The sequence below is a fragment of the Intrasporangium mesophilum genome (genome assembly GCF_054783095.1).
In genome coordinates, this window is the sequence record NZ_BAAGRF010000016.1 from 50732 (window position 1) to 67966 (window position 17235).

Genomic DNA, 17235 nt, shown 5'->3' on the forward strand with positions numbered 1-17235 from the left:
CACGTCGTAGAAGGGCGCACTGCTTCAAAAGCAGCGAAGCTGCCGGTTTGACGGCCGTCCTGCGTCAACTCCGCTCGAACAACCGTGGGTCTGGACTCCGTCGTCCAACGCGTTCCTCACGTAAGGCCCTTGAGGTGTCCATGCTCGCGAGCCGACAATCCCGAGATAATGCGCCGCCACGGCGGCGCCTGGGTGGTCGTTTGCATCCATATGACTGAACCCGCGTGCTGCCGTCTGCGCTGAGCGGCGCCGAGCTCGGAGACCACACTCTGGACTCACCCCAACGTGCGCGAGCTCTTCGCGGCGGAAAGACTCACGACCGGAGACCATCGATGTCGCATGATCCCGCGCCACAACCAATGAGACGGCATTGAGCGGCATCAGAGACCTCCCTGCGCGTCCACCTCCGTGCCAAAAGGGGGCACACCGGCCGCTGGGCATGGCTAGGCTCGCCAGCGTGGGCGAGCGTTTGATGACTTTGGATCTGCTGGTCGAAGACCACAAGATCGCCCCGGGCTGGGCGGACGCTCTCCGAGCGGTCGCTCCCGACATTGACGGGAAGATCGAGGACTGCCTCACGCGGCTCGCTGCGGCCGGCCCGTACCTGCCATCGGAGAACACCATCTGGCGTGCCTTCAAGGTGCCGCCGACGGGTGTCCGCGTTCTCATCCTCGGGCAGGATCCGTACCCCAATGAAGAGCACGCCGTGGGTCTCAGCTTCTCCACTGGACCCGAGGGACCCGTGCCGGCCTCGCTTCAGAACATCTACGGCGAGCTCCGGCGTTCTGGCTATGAACCCGGCGGGGACGGAGATCTATCCGCCTGGGCGGACCGGGGCGTCATGCTCCTGAACCGAGCGCTGACCGTGCCGCGCGATCCATCGACGCGGCCGCGCCGGCACTTTAAGTGGTGGGCGCCCATCGTCATTCCAACGATGAAGGCGATCGCGGTAGAGGCCGAGAAGCGCTCCGTCGCCGCGATGTTGTGGGGAGTCCCGGCTCATCGCATGCGACGATACCTTGGGCCCAACATCGAGGTCTTCGCGTCGAGCCACCCAGCGCAGCTATCCGTTAATCGCACGGCTGGCTGCGAGGAGCCGTTCCGCGGATCGCGCCCCTTCGCCAGGGTTAATGAGTGGTTCGTTCAGCGCGGGGACCCAGAGGTCGATTGGAACGCACGCTGACGAAGGCCGCGGGCAACCGATGACTCCCCGGTTCGACAACGACGCTGTTCACACCCGATAGCTCGAATCAGATGGCAGGCGAGGCCTTGATCCGGCAGCAAGCGCGCCGCTGCTTTACAGACCGTGCAGCGTCCAGCCTGACATGGCAGCTACGCGGGCCGATGACATGCGCCGCGACCCGGGCTCCGGACCGGGGATGCCTTGCGGCACTCGTGCAGACAGCGCATTGGTCCGACCGGCGACCACGGCCTTGCAAATTGGGGCCTCTGACCGACAGCACAAGATGGGGCCATATCGCCGCGGCAGGCGACGCCGGGGCCCAGGTCGCCCAGGTAGCCCAGGTGGTGGAACTCGCCGCTCCTTTCGACCGCAACCTCCTGGTGCCGCCGTAGCGCCACTTGTCCTCCTCCTGGGCGAGCGACATGTGAACAGGAGCTGTGGATGGTATGGTTTCCCGGGCTCGGCCACTTGCTCAAGCAGCCGCTTGGGCAGGACTGATAAATACGACCTCGTTGTCGTTCGCGTGCGTATGTCTGTGCGCATGTGAGGCTACCTCTGGTGGTGATTGATGTGTTTCTCCGCCGTCTACGGCGAGTGGCCGATGCCCCAACATCTCCGCGTGCGGAAGTGGAAGAGGCTTTGGCGAACCTAGAGCGGCGGGCCTATCGGACCTACAAGTCCCGCCTGGAAGCCCATCGTCGCCTCTCAACTCGCGGCACGGCGTGGAATGTGGCCCTAGTCTCAGTGTCCACCGCACTTACCATAGGATCTGTGGGCATCCTCGTGGACCAGTCGATCTATGGGGAGAAGGGTGAAGTTCTCCTGGCATGCCTTTCAGTTCTCTCCCTCGCCGCATCTCTTGTTGTCGCGAACATGAATTACGGCGTGCGGAGCAGTGCGATGGAAACCAACTACAAACGCTTTCAAAAGATCTCCAAGGACGTGGAGCGCCGCGCAGTACTAGATGACGCCGCGAGGGAACAAATGCTCACTGAATACGCCAGGGAGAGCGATCTCCTAGTTGAGGCCAGTGAAAATCACACTTCGGCCGACTTCTATCGGGCCTTCCCAGAGGGTCAGCAATGGTCCAAAGTTGTCGGGGAACGGACCCTGAGCCTTATTCCCTACGCCTCAGTCCTGATAGCGCTCGCAATGCTCTTGCCTTTCCTTGGTTGGCTGTCTTGACTCGACGCATACCGTCATCTGAGTTTCGCCGAGTCACCGCGCCATCGCACTTGGTGCATGTCTACGAAGACCATGTGAGGGGCGGACTCTCGAGGGGCCGGGATGGATTGATTCCTGAGGCCCTGGCAGGTGATATTCGCGGTATTTCGAGGCGTATGAGCCATAGATTGCGGATGGGCGGGTACCAATTCACTTAATATCGTGAGCTCCTCATCTCGAAAGGGGCGGGAAAGGAGCCTCGTGTAATCTCTATCCCTACAGCTAGAGATCGTGTTGCAATCAAAGCCGTCGCCGGATATCTATTGGACGTCTTTCCAAGTTCACGTCCCGACTTGCCTCAAACCGCAGTCGAGTCAGTTTGTGCAGTGCTTGCAACGAGCCGCTTCAATGCATATGCAAAACTGGACGTTAAGAACTTTTACCCAAGCGTAAGACACAGCGAAATAGCGCGCGTCTTTCGGGCCCGCAGCCGCCAATCCGCGCCCCTTGAGTTCATCCTCGAATCGGTCAGAACGCCAACAGTGGCCGATAGGGCGCCAAAGGTCCGCTCTCATGCAGCGTCCGATGTTGGGGTTCCACAAGGCTTGGCTATTTCGAATCTATTGGCTGAGATTGCCGTTGAAGGAATCGACAGAGCCATGCAGATCAGATCGGACTGTTGGTATATTCGGTTTGTAGACGATGTTCTCATACTCGCTGACTCTTCGACAGTAGAATCTGTGGCCGCGGATTGCGCGCGACTTTTTGAGGATGCTGGCTTCAAACTGCATGAGATGGGCACCTCGGGGAAGTCGAGCACCGGCGTGGTTTCTGATGGCTTCGACTACCTTGGTTACATATTCACTCCCGCTGGGCTATCTGTGCGGAGAGCTAGCGTGTTGCGCCTGGAGAGTGCGCTCGCGCGTGCTTTCACAGCCTACAGGCGGGATGCGGCCGCCGATCCCAAGCGGGAAGCGTTCGCGAGGCAACGATGTATTTGGACCGTGAACCTTACAATCACTGGATGTATATACAATCGGGCCGCGATTGGTTGGTTGCAATACTTCCGCCAGATGAATGACCTCACGCTTCTGTCTCAGTTGGACAACGTCGTATCACGATTCGCCAAAAGGTTCGGGTTCGTGTCAGGTCGCCCTTTCAAGTCGTTCGTTCGGGCGTACTGGTGCGTTAGGCATCCATCCGCTCGACCCCTCCGGTACATCCCCAACTTCGACTTATTCGGCGTTGAAGAGATGAGGCGGGAACTGGAGCGGATGGGTGCTCCCGCCGCAGGCCTCGCGGATCCTGAGATTAGGACGGAGTTCTTCAAGCGAATCCGCCAAGCGGTCAATGAACTAGAGAAGGATGTTGGACTATTCTCTTGAGCCTTGCACGGGTCGCTAGGCACTCCGACCGCATGATCGCCCGTCTATCACGGAGGTGCTGAATGGGAACCGCGCTCACCATGCGTCTAGTGGCGACGCTCGTCACGACCGTCCTTACGCGGCCATGGGGCAGCGCCCCGAGGCGTCCCTGAGGGCGGCAGAGCCGCCCATAGTGGGCGGAATGACGCGCGTCCGGCTGCCCGCAGCCAGATGTCGCGGTTTCCGAGCCCGCCACCGGAATCGCTTTGATGGCGGCCAAGCCACCTTTGTTGGGATCGTCCTCGTCGGCTGGGGCCATCGTCGTCCGTCAAGCAAGGTGAGGGCGGCGATCTCACGCGCGCCTTCCTCCATGGTGGAGGGACGCGAAGCCCAGGCAGGCGTGGACTGGAGGGGAACCAATCGCTAACTACCCGGGAGCACTCAGGCGAATGGCCGGTGGGGTGCCCAGGCCGGCCAGGACGTCCACCTCCGCCGTCATCGCGGCGCTCAGCTTCAGCAGCAGATCGCCGATCTCGCCGTCCGTCCAGCGGTGGCCGGAGATCACGTCCATCACCTCGAACAGGTTGCGCGACAGCGAGTCGCGGCTCGTCTGGTAGTCCTCCAACGCGTCGCGTTCGCTGTCGCCGTCGAGTGCGCCGACGATCGCGCGGACGAGCAGCTCGGCGTCTCGCAGCGCATCGGTGATGCCGTGCGCGCTGAGTGGGTCCTTGAAGTAGCCTGCGTCGCCGACCAGGACCCACCCCGGCCCCCAGGAGCGGCGGACGAAACCGCGCAGGCCGGTGAACGTCCGCGTCGACGGAGGCGGGGCCTCGGCGAGGCGGGCGCCGAGATCGGGGTCCACCGCGCTGAGGATCTCCACGATGGTGCGGGCCCCGCCGCGGCCGATCCGTCGTGGTGTCGCGCTCGCGAAGACGCAGGCCATCCCGCCGTTGGTCGGGATGACGCCGGAGGAGGCGTTCGGGCGGAAGTTCCACTCGTATCCGTCCACCTGCAGGCCGGGCCAGTAGCCGTACGTGGTCGAGCCGACGCCGGAGCCAACCCGGTCGAAGGCCGCGCCGACCCGGTCGGCGATCGTCGACCGGATCCCGTCTGCCCCCACCACAATCCTCGCCTCCGCCCGAAAAGCCTGACCATCGCGCCGACGACCGACCAGGCCCCTCACCCTCCCCGTGCGATCGCGAACCACGTCGGCGATGGCGACCCCGAACTGAGCATCGGCACCAGCGGCGACCGCGGCATCCACCAGGATCGGGTCGAGCACAGTCCGGCGGGGGGCGTACAGCGCGCTCACCCCGTGCGTCGCCTTGATCGGGACGCGGATGACGCGGCTGTCGTAGCGGAAGGTGGCCTGCCGCACCGGCGGCGTGCTCGCGCTGATCACTCGCTCGAGCAGTCCCCACCGGCACAGCTGAAGCACCCCGGCACGCATGAGCGCATGCGTGGACAGCGTGTCGGTGCCATAGGCGGCGCGGTCCACGAGCAGCACCTTCAGCCCGGCGCGGGCCAGCAGGAGGGCGGTGGACGCGCCAGCAGCGCGGGCGCCGACCACGGCCACGTCGTACGTCATCCGGCGTCAACCTCGATCGATACCGGCACGCCGTTGGTCAGCAGGTCGTACACCGCTGAGCGGCGGCGCGACTGCTCGACGACGGCGCGGAGCTTGTCCGGGTCGTCGCCCCGCAGCGCGAAGTGGACCGAGACCTGCTTGAAGCCGTTGCGCGCGTCGTCGGAGAGGCCCAGGATGCCGCGCAGGTCGATGTCGCCCGTGACCCGAGTGGTCACCTGGTCGAGGTTCACGCCGCGCGCCGCGGCGATGTTGGCCAGGCCCGATGCCAGGCATGCGGCGAGGGCGTGGAGGACGTACTCGACGGGGGTCGGGCCGTTGTCGTTGCCGACCAGCACGGCCGGATGGTCGGCGTCGTACGTCCACGTCGACGCGTGCGTCATCTCCTGCTTGCAGCCATGGAAGTCGTGGATCGTCGACCTGTTGTGCGTTCCGCTCACCCACTCGTTCGTCACGCGGAACTGGAACTCGGCGAGCTCCGGGTCGCCCTTGACCGCGTCGAGCGTCGCGAACAGCGCGGGCGTGTCCACGCCGTTGCGGACCGGGTTGTCCCTCGTCGTCATGGAAGTGGCGCTCATGGTGTGCTCCTGTCGGTGATGTGGCCCGCCCTCCGTGGCCGGGCCCGTGACATCGAGAGTCGCCGTGCACCGCGCGCCGGCACATCAGTGCTCACTACCGATGTGCACTACCTACGCGCTTCGTACCCCGCCACCTAGGGGCACACTGGGTGCCATGAGTGGCACGGGTGCCACGGGTGCGGCCTGGACCACGGTGACCGCGCGCGAGGGGGAGGTGCTCGCGCTGGTCGGCCGGCATATGACGAACGCTCAGATCGCGGCGGAGCTCTTCATCTCCGTGCGCACGGTCGAGGCGCACGTTGCGGCGCTCCTGCGCAAGACCGAGCTGCCCGACCGGCGTGCCTTGGCCCGGCACGCCGCGTCGCATTTGGCCGGGGGTGGCGCGCTCCCGGTGCCGGTGACCACGTTCGTAGGGAGGGTGGACGAGCGTGCCGCCCTGGCGCGCACGCTCGGCGAGCATCGCCTGGTCACGGCGATCGGGGCCGGAGGGATCGGCAAGAGCCGACTGGCCCTCAGCGTCGCCACCGACCTCGCCTCGGAGCGCCGGGACGGCGCATGGTTCGTCGACCTCGTGCGGGTCACCGATCCGGCCGGGGTGGTCGGGGCTGTGGCCGATGCCGTTGGCACGTCGCAGCAGTGGGCATCGAAGCCAGAGGCCGCGTTGGTCGCCGCGATGGCCCGCCGCGACGGGGTTCTGGTGCTGGACAACTGCGAGCACCTGCTCGACGGCGTCCGGGACTGCGTCGAGCTGATCGTCAACGGATGTCCCGAGGTAACGGTGCTGGCGACGAGCCGGATCCGGCTGCTGGTGCCCTACGAGAGCCTGTACCCAGTGCCTGGGCTCGCGGTGGATGACGCGGTGGAGCTGTTCCGGGCCCGCGTCGGCGAGGCTACGGGCGAGGTCGTCACCGATACCGCTCGAGTCGCTGGGCTGTGCCAGATGCTGGACGGCGTGGCGCTCGGGATCGAGCTGGCCGCCTCGCGATACCCGGCCCTCGGCCTCGACGGGCTGGAGGCTGGACTCCGCGAGCCGCTGCGCATTCTAACCGTCGGCGGCCACACCGCCGGACGGCACCGCTCGCTGCGCGACACCATCAGCTGGAGCATCGATCTGCTCGACTCCGCCGACCGGGCGTTGCTACGGCGGGTTGCCGTCTTCGCCTCGTGGTTCGACGTCGATGCCGCGTATGCCGTGGCCGCACCGTCGAGGAGCCGCGCCGCGGCCGCCGACGGCCTTGCGCGTCTGGTGGATCACAGCCTGCTGCTCGTCGACCGCAGGGCGGAGACTCGATACCGCGCGCTGGAGACGATCCGGCAGTACGGCCAGGAGCAGCTCGACGCAACGCATGAGCGCCACGAGATCGAGCTGCGCCACGAGGCGTTCTGCCGCGCCAGGCTCGTCGACATCGCGACAGCGGAACCCGACGATGCGTGGTGCATGAGGCTCGACCGGGTTGTCGATGACGCCAGGGCCGCGTTGCTGCGTTGTGCCACGCACCATGGCCACCCTGCCCAGGCCGCTGAGCTGGCCGCTCGGCTGGCCGAGCAGCTCTGGCTCCGCGGCCGAGTCATCGAGGCTCAGCGCTTGTTCGAGCAGGCTGCCGAGTGGGACCCGGCACCGGAACAACGGATCGCACACCTGCGGAACGCCGCTGGAGCAGCGGGAACGGGGTATGCGGGAAACGACATGGTGCGGCTGCTCCGTCGAGCCGCGGACCTCGCTCTGTCGCTGGGCGACACCCCCGGCGCCGCTCGCGACCTCGCGTGGATGTCGCTGATGGTGGTTCGGGCGCCGGGCATCATGTCGGAGCGCCCTACGCCCGACGAGGGTGCGGCTCGCATCGCGGAGGCCACCGCGTACTCGGACGGATCAGACACGGTCGAGGCGGTCGTAGCCGTGGCGCAGGCTTTCGCCGACTACGTCGACCTCACCGTGCCTCGGGCGGAGCAGGTGGTCGAGCTGGCAGGCCGAGTGGGTGACCCGGTCCTCCAGGACGCTGCGCTGGACCTGTTGACCGCATTGCATCTTCGGTTCAACGACCTCCCGTCCGCGGTCGAGACGGTGGGCCGTAGGGACGCGCTGGTGGGCTCGATGCCCATGGTGCCGCGCGCGGGGTTCGAGCACAGCGATCACCTCCAGTACGGGTCCGAGGTCCTGCTTGCGGCCGGTGACCTGACCGGTGCAGTCGAGTACGCCGACCGCCTCGCTCACCTGCCATTCCACCGAGACGGGGACTTTCTCGGCATAGCCCGCCGGCTCAAGGTCAAGGCCCTGGCAGGTCGGTTCGACGATGTCCTACGCGACGCAGCCGGCTTCCGGTCGAGCTGGGATCGCGATGGCCGTCCGGTCGTGCCGAACGTCGCAAGCTGCGCCCACGCCGTGGCCATGGTGCACGGAATCCTCGGTGACGACGCACGCCGCGCCGACTGGGTGCGGGTCACGGAGGACCTGATCGGCGGGCAACCGGCCATCGACCGATTCGCCTGGGAGATGACCTTCGACGCCATGGTGGATCTACATCGGGGAGACGAGGCGAGCGCCTTACGCCGCCTCGCGGTCGACGTCGACGACGGGGCTACCTGGTGGCACGGCGGTCAGACGCTGTTCCGACCGTGGTATGCCGCAGTCTGGGCAGAGTCGGCCGTGCTTGCGCGCCGGGACGATGCAACGAACCGCATCGGACGCGCCCGCCGGGCTACGCGGGGCAACCCGATCACCGCTGCAATGGTGGATCGCGCCGCAGCGATCGCCGCAGGGGACCGCGCTGGGGTCCTCGAGCTCACCGGGACGTTCGCGGCGCTCGGATGTCCCTACCAGGCTGAGCGGACCCGCGTCCTCGCCGGGGGAGACCCGATGGGGTCGCGGCGGTGAACCGCGCTGCTCCCGCCGCAGCCACACGGATCTCTCACGAGATCTGGCTGCGGCGCTCAGCTGCCGGGCGACGCTCGCCGACTGACCAGGCCCGACTCGTAGGCCAGCACGACGAGCTGGGTGCGGTCGCGCGCGTCCAGCTTCATCAGGAGCCGGCTGACATGGGTCTTCACGGTCGCCGCGGACACGAACAGTGCCTCGCCGATCTCCCGGTTCGAGAGCCCGCGCGCGACCAGGCCGAGCACCTCTCGCTCACGGTCGGTCAGGGCACCCAGCGACTGCGGCACGGCAGTTGGGACGCCCGGCTCCGACGTCCCCCGTCTGACGAACTCCTCGATGAGCTGCCGGGTCGCGGTCGGTCCGAGCAGGGAGTCTCCTCGCGCAATGACGCGTATGCCGTCGAGCAGGCCCGCCGGGGGCGTGTCCTTGACGAGGAACCCGCTCGCCCCGGCGCGCAGCGCCGCGAAGACGTACTCGTCGAGGTCGAAGGTGGTCAGCACGAGCACCTTTGTCGCGCAGTCGAGCTCGCTGATCTTGCGGGTCGCGGCCAGGCCGTCCATGACAGGCATCCGGATGTCCATGAGCACCACGTCCGGCGCGAGCGACTCCACGAGATCGAGCGCCTCAGCACCGTCGGCCGCTTCGCCGACCACCTCGAGATCGGGTGCCGAGTTGACCAGCAGCACGAACGCGCCGCGCACGAGCGCCTGGTCGTCCGCGACCACGACCCGGATGTGCTCTGCCGCGGTCATCGCGATGCCGGGACTCGAGGAAGGACTGCTCGCACCCGGAACCCACCGCCCGCCAGCGGCCCCGCCTCGAACGTGCCGCCGTAGAGCGCGATGCGCTCTCGCATCCCGGCCAGCCCGTGTCCGCCGGACTCGACGGGAGCATCGCGACGCTCAGCCGACGTGCGTCCCTCGTCGGTCACCTCGATCGTCATGCAGTCGTCGGTCATCCCCAGGCGCACGTGCGCGACGGGCCCGCCGTGCCGGAGCACATTCGTCAGTGACTCCTGCACGACGCGGTATGCCGTCAGGTCGAGGGAGGCAGGCAACCTTACGTCGGCGGGGCGGTCGAGCAGCACGCCGAGTCCCGACCGTCGCACCTCGGCCACGAGGTCGTCGAGGTCGGCGAGCCCGTGTGCCGGCCGCACGTCGACGGGTTCCGTCCCGTCCCGCAACACGCCGAGCATCCGCCGCATCTCCGTCAGCGCGTCGCGCGACGTCGACTCGATGACATCGAGCGCGGCGCGAGCGCTGGCGACGTCCGTGTCGATGACGTGCGCGCCGACGCCCGCCTGCACGGCGATGAGGGACATCGAGTGGGCGACGACGTCGTGCAGCTCCCGGGCGATCCGGAGCCGCTCGGCGGCGACCGCGGCGCGTTCGCGTTCGGCGCGTTCGCGTTCGACGAGGAGGGCCCGCTCCTCGAGCGCTGCCCACCGCAGACGCCGCTGCCTGAGGTTGTGGGCCCCCAGCCACGCCACCAGAGCTGCCAGGAGCGTCGCGGCCCAGTCGCTCGGACCCGCCACGCCGGGCGGCTGCAGCGCCAGCGCGGCGACGAGTGCGACGAGGGTGGCAACGAGCGAGATGACCGACTCTCGGCGGCGACCACCGTGCAGGGTGATGCCGAACAGCACGGCGAAGACGCCGAGCGCTGGGTACGGCGCGAAGTGCGCCGCCGACCAGGCGACGAGCGCGGCCAGGGCCACGGCCAGGGCCGCGGACGGATACCGGCGGTGGACGGCATACGGGGCACTGAGTCCTATCGCGAGCAACCAGGCGGCCCCGTCGGCGGGGCGCTGCCCCGGCATGACACGGCCCGGGAACGACAGGACGAGCAGAGCCAGGAGCACGGCCGCCACGACCGCGTCGAAGACGCGCGGGTCCATGCGCGGCATCTGCCACCAGCGTCTGGCCATGCGTCCACGGTAGGCGCGCGGCTGAGGACGCGGATCGGCTTTCGGGTGTACGTCCAGAGGCGTATGCCGGGGGGCGTGAAGGTCCCCGCGTCGGCCGTGGGAGGGAGCCGGAGAACCGCCCTCGGGGCCGACGACGACGACCCGGCTCGGGGCGGACCGTGGTGGACGACCCCGAAAGGGGAGCACCCGACAAACTCAGGAGCCGCCATGTCCACACTGTCCTTCCACGAGCTGACGAAGCGCTACGGCGCCGTCACCGCCGTCGACGGGTTCACCGCCGTGGCGATGCCCGGCCGGGTTACCGCCTTCGTGGGGCCCAACGGCGCCGGCAAGACCACGAGCCTGAAGATCCTGCTCGGCCTCGCCGAGCCGACGAGCGGCACCGCCACCATCGGCGGCGTCGCGTACCGCGACCTGCAGTACCCGACCCGCGTCGTCGGGGCCGTCCTCGACCAGGGGTTCCACCCCAACCGGTCCGCCCGCAACCATCTGCGGATCGCCGCGCTCCAGGCGGGCGTCGACCCCGGCCGCGCCGACGAGCTGCTCCAGCGCTTCGGCCTCGGGGGAGCTGCGCGACGGCGCGTCGGCGGCTACTCCCTCGGCATGCGGCAGCGTCTGGCGCTGGCATCGGCCCTGGTCGGAGACCCATCGGTGCTGGTGATGGACGAGCCGCTCAACGGGCTCGACCCGGACGGCATCCGGGAGATGCGTCGGTTCCTGCGTGGCTTCGCCGACCGCGGCGGCACCGTGCTGCTCTCCAGCCACCTGCTCAGCGAGGTCGAGGCCGTCGCCGACGACCTCATCGTGATCAGCAACGGCCGGCTCGCTGCCGCCGGGCAGCTCGCAGACCTCGTCGCCGACAGCGACCTCGAGTCGCTCTTCCAGAGCGTCACCCACCCCACCCACGCCGCCACTGCCGAGGAGTCCTGGTCATGACCCGTCTCATCGTTCTCGAGCTGCACAAGCTCCGGACCACGCCCGCCGCGTGGGTCAGCCTCGCGGTCACGGTGGTGCTCGGAGCGGTGTCGGTCGCCTCCAACGCGCTGGTCCCCAACCCCGGCGGCCCGCCGTTCGGCTCGACCGACCAGGTCAACCACGCCCTGTCCGTGGCGGCGCTGACCTCGATGGTCATGCTCGCCATCGGCATCATCATGATGGCGGGGGAGTACCGCACCCGGACCATCGTCTCGACCTACCTCGCCACCCCGCGCCGGGGCAGGGTGCTCGCCGCCAAGCTCGTCACCGCCGCCGGTCTGGGTGCCATCCTCGGCGCGACGGTCTTCGGCATGGCGCTGCTCGAGGCGCACATCGTGTACGGCGCCCGCGGCGTCGAGTCGCTGCCGGTCGACGTGACCCAGCTGTGGGTCGGGGCCACGGTGTCGTCGGCCTTGTGGGGGATGCTCGGCGTGGCCGTCGGCGCGATCACCCGCAACACCGTCGCCGCCATCCTCGGCAGCCTCGCGTGGGCCCTCTTGGTGGAGACCGGAATCCTCGCGACCGCCGCGCCCGACATCGCCAAGTGGATGCCCGCCGGTGCGGCGCTGGCCCTCACCAGCGTCGGTAGCGCCGGCTCGGCACTGCTCTCGCCCGTGGCGTCGGCGGCGGTCCTGACCGGGTGGGCCATCGCGTTGTCAGCCGTCGCCGCGCGGTTCACCCTGAGTCGCGAATCCCACTGAGAGACAAGCCGAAGGGCCGCCCGATCCGAGATCGGGCGGCCCTTCCCGGCCTCGCCCTAGCCGCCGGCGACGAGCTCGTCGAGCCGTGTCTCGAGCCGCCTGGCGAGCCCTCCTGGATCGGGCAGAGCGTCGGGGTCGGCCACGACGGTGACACCCAGGCTCCCGGCATACGACAGCACGTCGAACGTCACCGAAGTGTTGCCCGGCGTGACCGCTACCGGCACGACCCGGCTCACCTCGCAGCCGCCGAAGGCGAGTGGCCGCGAGGGCCCGCGCACGTTGGTGACGAAGGTGTGCACCAGTCGCTGGTGGTCGATGAAGAGCCGGAAGGCACCGACCTGCGCGAGGGCACGGAACGCCAGGCCCAGGGGGCCGGCGGAGGCCGCCCGTGGCCGCCCGCGCTGGGCGCGCGACTGCTCGGCCACCGAGCGCAGCCGCTCCAGCGCGCTGGACCCGGCGCCCGGGATTCGGAACGGGACGACGCCGGTGCGGTTGCCGAGCTGGTCCGGACCCGCCTCGGCGCGGGACGAGTACGGCACCGACACCACAAGCGACTCGACCCGCTCGCCACGGCCCTCCAGGACGTCCGTCATCGCGCTCACGACGGCGGCCAGGACGATGTCGTTGACCGTGCAGCCGTGCCGGTGCGCCGCCGACACGGCAGCCTCGAGCGGCAGCTCGACCAGGCCGAGGCGCCGGCGCGGGCCAGACGGGCGGTTGAGGGACGTGTGCGACACGAGCCGCGGACGTTGCCGCCCGATCCCGAGGGCCCGGAGGCCGGCTCCTGAAAGTCGAGCCCTGGCTCCCGCATGACGGAGGCCGTCGAGGCGCGCCTGCCAGGCGTCGGTCGCGAGCTCGGCCACCGTCGGCGAGGTATGCCGCGTGCCCGGGTGCGCGGGACGTGGCTCGGGGTGCGCCTGGCCGGCGTCCACCGTACGTCCGGCGACGGCCGCATGATCGGCGAGCGCCGCATGATCGGCGAGGGCCGGCTGGTTGGCGAGCGCCGGCGGGTCGGCGAGCGCCGGCGGGTCGGCGAGCGCCGCATGATCGGCGAGGGCCGGCTGGTTGGCGAGCGCCGGCGGGTCGGCGAGCGCCGGCGGGTCGGCGAGCGCCGCGAGGACGGCCAGGCCACCTATGCCGTCGGCCACGACGTGGTGGGCCACGATGACCAGGGCCGCCCGGCTGTAGCCGATCCCGTTGACCCAGTGGGCAGTCCACAGCGGACGGTCCCGCTGGAGGGGGGTGCAGGCCCGCGCTGCGGCATACTCCCAGAGGCCGGACTCGCCACCCTCGCCGTCGACCCGTTCGAAGTGCAGCTGGCCCTCGATCTCGAACCGGTCGTCGTCCACCCAGTAGGGACGGCCGCAGCCCGGCGGCGCGTGCCGCAGGCGCTGGCGCAGGCGGGGGACCGAGCCCACCCGCTCGCCGAGGAGCCTCGTGACCTCCCGGTGCGCCAGCACCTCGCCGCCGTCCACCACGAGGACGGCGGCGACGTTCATCGGCGCCGGGCCGCGGTCTGTGACCAGTGCCGTGAGGTCGTTAGGGCTGAGCCGATCGATCGGCCCACCGACCCGGGCGACCGCCCGACCCGTGCCGTGCGGAGTCGATGTGTCCACACCCCGACCGTAGGTCCGCGCCGGCCGTCCGCCACCGGTTTGGCCGATGATCCGGGACCGGGTGCGGTGCCGCCGACCGGCTTCAGGAGACGAGGGGGTTCTCGACAGTTCCGGCGAGGGCGGCGTCGAGCGACTCCTGGTTGCTGAAGAACATCGGTCGACCCGCTCCGGCAAGGACGAGGTCGCGCAGGCTGCCCAGTATGTACTGCCCCCAAGCGGTGTTGCACACGTCGTAGCACTCGACATCGTTGGACAGGCCGACGTGCGTGAAGGTCAGCTTCGTGCGACCGGCAGGCCCGTCGGGCTGGGTGATCTCGAACCGCACCGTCGTGCCGGTCCACTCGTGCTTGTCCTCGGGGAACGACAGGTAGCTGTCGACGCAGACCCACTCGACGAGCTCGCCCGGGATGAGCTCGGTCGTGCGGAACTTCGTGTAGTGGATGTCGGGCACGACGTAGACCCACTCGGCGCCGACGGTGTGGGTGTCGCCGACCAGGTTGCCCCACCAGGCGCGGACGTCGGTGATGGCGTCGAAGACCTGGTGCGGCGACTGGTCGACGCTGAACGTGTGGGTGAGGTTGCTGCTCATGGGTGGTGCCCCTCCGGTGCGCTTGGGATACGTACTTGCTTGATGCAAGTGACCCTAGAACGCAGCACTTTCATGATGCAAGTGATTTGGCCTACTCTTCTTCCATGCTCGGCAAGACATACGACTCCCAGGTCTGCTCCCTGGCCCGCGCGCTCGAGCTCGTCGGGGAACGGTGGAGCCTGCTGATCCTGCGCGACGCGGTCTTCGCCGGCGTGACGCGGTTCGGCGACTTCCAGCACAACCTCGGCATCGCGACCAACGTGCTCTCGACCCGGCTCGAGGCGTTCGTCGCCGCCGGGATCATGCAGTCCGACGATGGGGAGTACGTGCTGACAGACAAGGGACGTGACCTCGCACCGGCCATGGTCGCGCTGACGCACTGGGGTGACCGGTGGGCGGCGCCCGGCGAGCCGCCGATCGTCTACCTGCACGACGACTGCGGCGGGCAGGTGCACGTGGAGGCCGTGTGCCAGACGCACGGAGCTGTGCCCGCGGCCGAGATCGGTGTCCGACCCGGCCCCGGGATGCCGGCCGAGTACCTCGCCGACCGCAGACCCAGACCCTCCTGATCGCGGCCGGCTGCGCCGCAGCAGGCGCGCTCACCGAGCTGGGCTGTGGCGTCATGGTCGTCGCACGCGATGCTCGGCGACAGGAGCCTTGTCCTATGCCGGACCTGGCTGGCCCTGTCGATAGGGGTACCGGCAGGGGCTGCCACGACGTCTCTCGGCTATCTAGCGTGGAGACCGTGAACCCCAAGGACGAGCTCCGCGACTTTCTGGTGACCCGCCGGGCGCGGCTGACCCCCGAGCAGGCCGGGCTGCCCGTGTACGGGTCGAACCGCCGCGTCACCGGCCTGCGTCGCGAGGAGGCGGCGCTGCTGGCCGGCATCAGCGTGGAGTACTTCACCAAGCTCGAGCGCGGCAACGTCGGCTCGGTGTCCGACACTGTCCTGGACGGTGTCGCCCATGCCCTGCAGCTGGACGAGGCCGAACGTGACCACCTCTACCGCCTGGTCCGGTCGGCCGCGACGGGCAGGCCGACCCGCACGGCGCCGTCGCGTCGGCGCGTCAGGCCCACCATCCAGCGGATGCTCGACCTGATGCCGACGCCGGCCTACCTCCGCAACGGCCGCTTCGACATCCTTGCCGCGAACGACCTCGGCCGAGCCCTGTACAGCCCGATCTTCGAGGAGTCCGACCACCCGAACACAGCCCGGTTCGTGTTCCTCAACCCGGACGCCGCGGAGTTCTTCACCCACTACGAGAGGGTCCAGGGCGACGCTGTCGCGTACCTGCGCGCCGAGGCCGGCCGCGACCCCTACGACAAGGAGCTGCAGGACCTCATCGGCGAGCTGTCCACGCGCAGTGAGAGATTCCGGCAGCTGTGGGCGGCGCACGACGTCCGCTACCACCGCTCCGGCACCAAGAGCTTCCACCACCCGCTCGTCGGCGAGATCACCCTCGACTTCGAGGCGTTCACGCTGCCCGGCGACGAGGGCCAGCGCCTGAACGTCTACACGGCCGCACCCGACAGTCCGGCCGCGGACGCCATCGCCCTGCTCGCCAGCTGGACGACGACACCCAGCGCACCCACCGCACCGACCGCCCCCTTGTCAGGGCCCGCGCCTTCTGTCGGCGCTCGACACGAAGGGCAAGCATGAACTACCGACCGCTGGGACGCACTGGCGTCCACGTCAGCCCACTGTGCCTCGGCGCCATGATGTTCGGCCCCTGGGGCAACCCGGACGTCGATGACTCCGTTCGCATCATCCGCCGGGCTCTCGATGCCGGCATCAACATCATCGACACCGCCGACGTGTACTCCGCCGGAGAGTCCGAGCGCATCGTCGGCAAGGCTCTCAAGGGACGCCGCGACGAGGTCGTGCTGGCCACCAAGTTCTTCATGCCGATGGGCGATGACCCCAACCACCGCGGCGGGTCCCGCCGGTGGATCATGCGCGCCGTCGAGGACTCCCTGGCTCGGCTCCGCACCGACCACATCGACCTCTACCAGGTGCACCGGCCCAGCCCGGACACCGACGTCGAGGAGACGCTGTCGGCCCTGACCGATCTCGTGCGCCAGGGCAAGGTCCGCTACATCGGATCGTCGTCGTATGCCGCCAGCCAGATCGTCGAGGCCCAGTGGGTCACCCGCGACCGGGGTCTCGAGCGGTTCAAGACCGAGCAGCCGCCCTACTCGATCCTCGTGCGCGGCATCGAGGCGGACGTGCTGCCCACCGCGCTCCGGCACGGCATGGGCATCCTGACCTACAGCCCCCTTGCCGGGGGATGGCTCTCGGGCCGGTGGCGCAAGGGCGCTGACGCCCGGCCCACCTCCACCGCGCGGCCCAGCGCCCGGTTCGACATGTCCAGCCCCGCCAACCAGCGCAAGCTCGACGTCGTCGAGGAGCTCGCGCAGCTGGCCGAGGAGGCAGGTATGCCGCTCATCGAGCTGGCCATCGCGTTCGCGGTCAGCCACCCCGGTGTCACCGCAGCCATCGTCGGGCCACGCACCATGGACCAGCTGGAAAGCTACCTGCCCGCCGCCGAGCGCACCTTGACCACAGACGTCCTGGACCGCATCGACGAGCTCGTCGCGCCAGGGGTGACCCTCAACCCTGACGACAACAGCTACGGCGACCAGGAGCTCCGGCCCGACCAGCGCCGCCGCTGACCAGCGGGCTC

Annotated in this window: 15 protein-coding genes; 9 read left to right on the forward strand and 6 right to left on the reverse strand. The window is 68.8% G+C overall.

The genetic code is table 11. The features are described from left to right. Positions 1 to 457: 457 nt before the first annotated feature. The 3 genes from ACYVLP_RS15335 to ACYVLP_RS15345 all read left to right on the forward strand — a co-directional run bounded on the left by ACYVLP_RS15335 (position 458) and on the right by ACYVLP_RS15345 (position 3732). Positions 458 to 1183: a uracil-DNA glycosylase gene (locus ACYVLP_RS15335; RefSeq protein ID WP_460628208.1), complete on the forward strand. Its 726-nt coding sequence runs from the start codon at positions 458 to 460 to the stop codon at positions 1181 to 1183. 627 nt (positions 1184 to 1810) lie between these two features. Further along, the gene (locus ACYVLP_RS15340; protein ID WP_460628308.1) at positions 1811 to 2368 is read left to right on the forward strand and encodes an SLATT domain-containing protein; all 558 of its coding nucleotides are present in this window, start codon (positions 1811 to 1813) and stop codon (positions 2366 to 2368) included. 212 nt (positions 2369 to 2580) lie between these two features. Continuing rightward, positions 2581 to 3732: a reverse transcriptase domain-containing protein gene (locus tag ACYVLP_RS15345; RefSeq protein WP_460628309.1), complete on the forward strand. Its 1152-nt coding sequence runs from the start codon at positions 2581 to 2583 to the stop codon at positions 3730 to 3732. A gap of 406 nt (positions 3733 to 4138) precedes the next feature. Here ACYVLP_RS15345 and ACYVLP_RS15350 read toward each other — a convergent pair whose 3' ends face one another. Next, a complete protein-coding gene (locus ACYVLP_RS15350; protein WP_460628209.1) occupies positions 4139 to 5299 on the reverse strand; it encodes an NAD(P)/FAD-dependent oxidoreductase in 1161 nt (386 codons plus the stop codon). Further along, on the reverse strand, positions 5296 to 5874 hold the full coding sequence (locus ACYVLP_RS15355; protein WP_460628210.1) for an OsmC family protein: 579 nt from the start codon (positions 5872 to 5874) through the stop codon (positions 5296 to 5298). The genes ACYVLP_RS15350 and ACYVLP_RS15355 overlap by 4 nt, the downstream gene beginning before the upstream one ends. 154 nt (positions 5875 to 6028) lie before the next feature. Between ACYVLP_RS15355 and ACYVLP_RS15360 the strand changes: the two genes are divergently transcribed. After that, entirely contained in the window at positions 6029 to 8746 is a 2718-nt protein-coding gene (locus ACYVLP_RS15360) for an ATP-binding protein (protein WP_460628211.1), read from the forward strand. Between the two features lie 56 nt (positions 8747 to 8802). On the opposite strand, the gene ACYVLP_RS15365 is transcribed toward ACYVLP_RS15360, so the two are convergent. Then, the gene (locus ACYVLP_RS15365; RefSeq protein WP_460628212.1) at positions 8803 to 9498 is read right to left on the reverse strand and encodes a response regulator transcription factor; all 696 of its coding nucleotides are present in this window, start codon (positions 9496 to 9498) and stop codon (positions 8803 to 8805) included. Continuing rightward, positions 9495 to 10670 (reverse strand): sensor histidine kinase, encoded by a 1176-nt coding sequence (locus ACYVLP_RS15370; protein WP_460628213.1) that lies wholly within the window; start codon positions 10668 to 10670, stop codon positions 9495 to 9497. The genes ACYVLP_RS15365 and ACYVLP_RS15370 overlap by 4 nt, the downstream gene beginning before the upstream one ends. Before the next feature lie 207 nt (positions 10671 to 10877). On the opposite strand from ACYVLP_RS15370, the gene ACYVLP_RS15375 reads away from it, so the two are divergent. Next, complete coding sequence (locus tag ACYVLP_RS15375; RefSeq protein WP_460628214.1) at positions 10878 to 11606, forward strand: ABC transporter ATP-binding protein; 729 nt, start codon at positions 10878 to 10880, stop codon at positions 11604 to 11606. Next, positions 11603 to 12346 carry an ABC transporter permease gene (locus ACYVLP_RS15380; protein WP_460628215.1) on the forward strand — a complete coding sequence of 248 codons (744 nt, stop codon included), beginning with the start codon at positions 11603 to 11605 and terminating at the stop codon, positions 12344 to 12346. Before ACYVLP_RS15375 ends, ACYVLP_RS15380 begins: the two co-directional genes overlap by 4 nt. A 56-nt stretch (positions 12347 to 12402) precedes the next feature. Here ACYVLP_RS15380 and ACYVLP_RS15385 read toward each other — a convergent pair whose 3' ends face one another. Further along, positions 12403 to 13962, reverse strand: a complete 1560-nt coding sequence (locus ACYVLP_RS15385) for a wax ester/triacylglycerol synthase domain-containing protein (RefSeq protein ID WP_460628216.1) — start codon at positions 13960 to 13962, stop codon at positions 12403 to 12405. 82 nt (positions 13963 to 14044) lie between these two features. Beyond that, on the reverse strand, positions 14045 to 14551 hold the full coding sequence (locus ACYVLP_RS15390; RefSeq protein ID WP_460628217.1) for an SRPBCC family protein: 507 nt from the start codon (positions 14549 to 14551) through the stop codon (positions 14045 to 14047). Positions 14552 to 14655: 104 nt separating this feature from the next. On the opposite strand from ACYVLP_RS15390, the gene ACYVLP_RS15395 reads away from it, so the two are divergent. From ACYVLP_RS15395 to ACYVLP_RS15405, 3 genes are all read left to right on the forward strand, one after another. Continuing rightward, positions 14656 to 15120 carry a winged helix-turn-helix transcriptional regulator gene (locus ACYVLP_RS15395; protein WP_460628218.1) on the forward strand — a complete coding sequence of 155 codons (465 nt, stop codon included), beginning with the start codon at positions 14656 to 14658 and terminating at the stop codon, positions 15118 to 15120. Positions 15121 to 15296: 176 nt separating this feature from the next. Next, a complete protein-coding gene (locus ACYVLP_RS15400; RefSeq protein WP_460628219.1) occupies positions 15297 to 16211 on the forward strand; it encodes a helix-turn-helix transcriptional regulator in 915 nt (304 codons plus the stop codon). Next, positions 16208 to 17224, forward strand: a complete 1017-nt coding sequence (locus ACYVLP_RS15405) for an aldo/keto reductase (RefSeq protein ID WP_460628220.1) — start codon at positions 16208 to 16210, stop codon at positions 17222 to 17224. Before ACYVLP_RS15400 ends, ACYVLP_RS15405 begins: the two co-directional genes overlap by 4 nt. The last annotated feature ends 11 nt before the right edge of the window (positions 17225 to 17235 follow it).

Bases quoted from the DNA above. Each gene is read 5' to 3' on its own strand.
- ACYVLP_RS15350 (WP_460628209.1), bottom strand. From the start codon at position 5,299: ATGACGTACGACGTGGCCGTGGTCGGCGCCCGCGCTGCTGGCGCGTCC.
- ACYVLP_RS15355 (WP_460628210.1), bottom strand. From the start codon at position 5,874: ATGAGCGCCACTTCCATGACGACGAGGGACAACCCGGTCCGCAACGGC.
- ACYVLP_RS15360 (WP_460628211.1), top strand. From the start codon at position 6,029: ATGAGTGGCACGGGTGCCACGGGTGCGGCCTGGACCACGGTGACCGCG.
- ACYVLP_RS15365 (WP_460628212.1), bottom strand. From the start codon at position 9,498: ATGACCGCGGCAGAGCACATCCGGGTCGTGGTCGCGGACGACCAGGCG.
- ACYVLP_RS15370 (WP_460628213.1), bottom strand. From the start codon at position 10,670: ATGGCCAGACGCTGGTGGCAGATGCCGCGCATGGACCCGCGCGTCTTC.
- ACYVLP_RS15375 (WP_460628214.1), top strand. From the start codon at position 10,878: ATGTCCACACTGTCCTTCCACGAGCTGACGAAGCGCTACGGCGCCGTC.
- ACYVLP_RS15380 (WP_460628215.1), top strand. From the start codon at position 11,603: ATGACCCGTCTCATCGTTCTCGAGCTGCACAAGCTCCGGACCACGCCC.
- ACYVLP_RS15390 (WP_460628217.1), bottom strand. From the start codon at position 14,551: ATGAGCAGCAACCTCACCCACACGTTCAGCGTCGACCAGTCGCCGCAC.
- ACYVLP_RS15395 (WP_460628218.1), top strand. From the start codon at position 14,656: ATGCTCGGCAAGACATACGACTCCCAGGTCTGCTCCCTGGCCCGCGCG.
- ACYVLP_RS15405 (WP_460628220.1), top strand. From the start codon at position 16,208: ATGAACTACCGACCGCTGGGACGCACTGGCGTCCACGTCAGCCCACTG.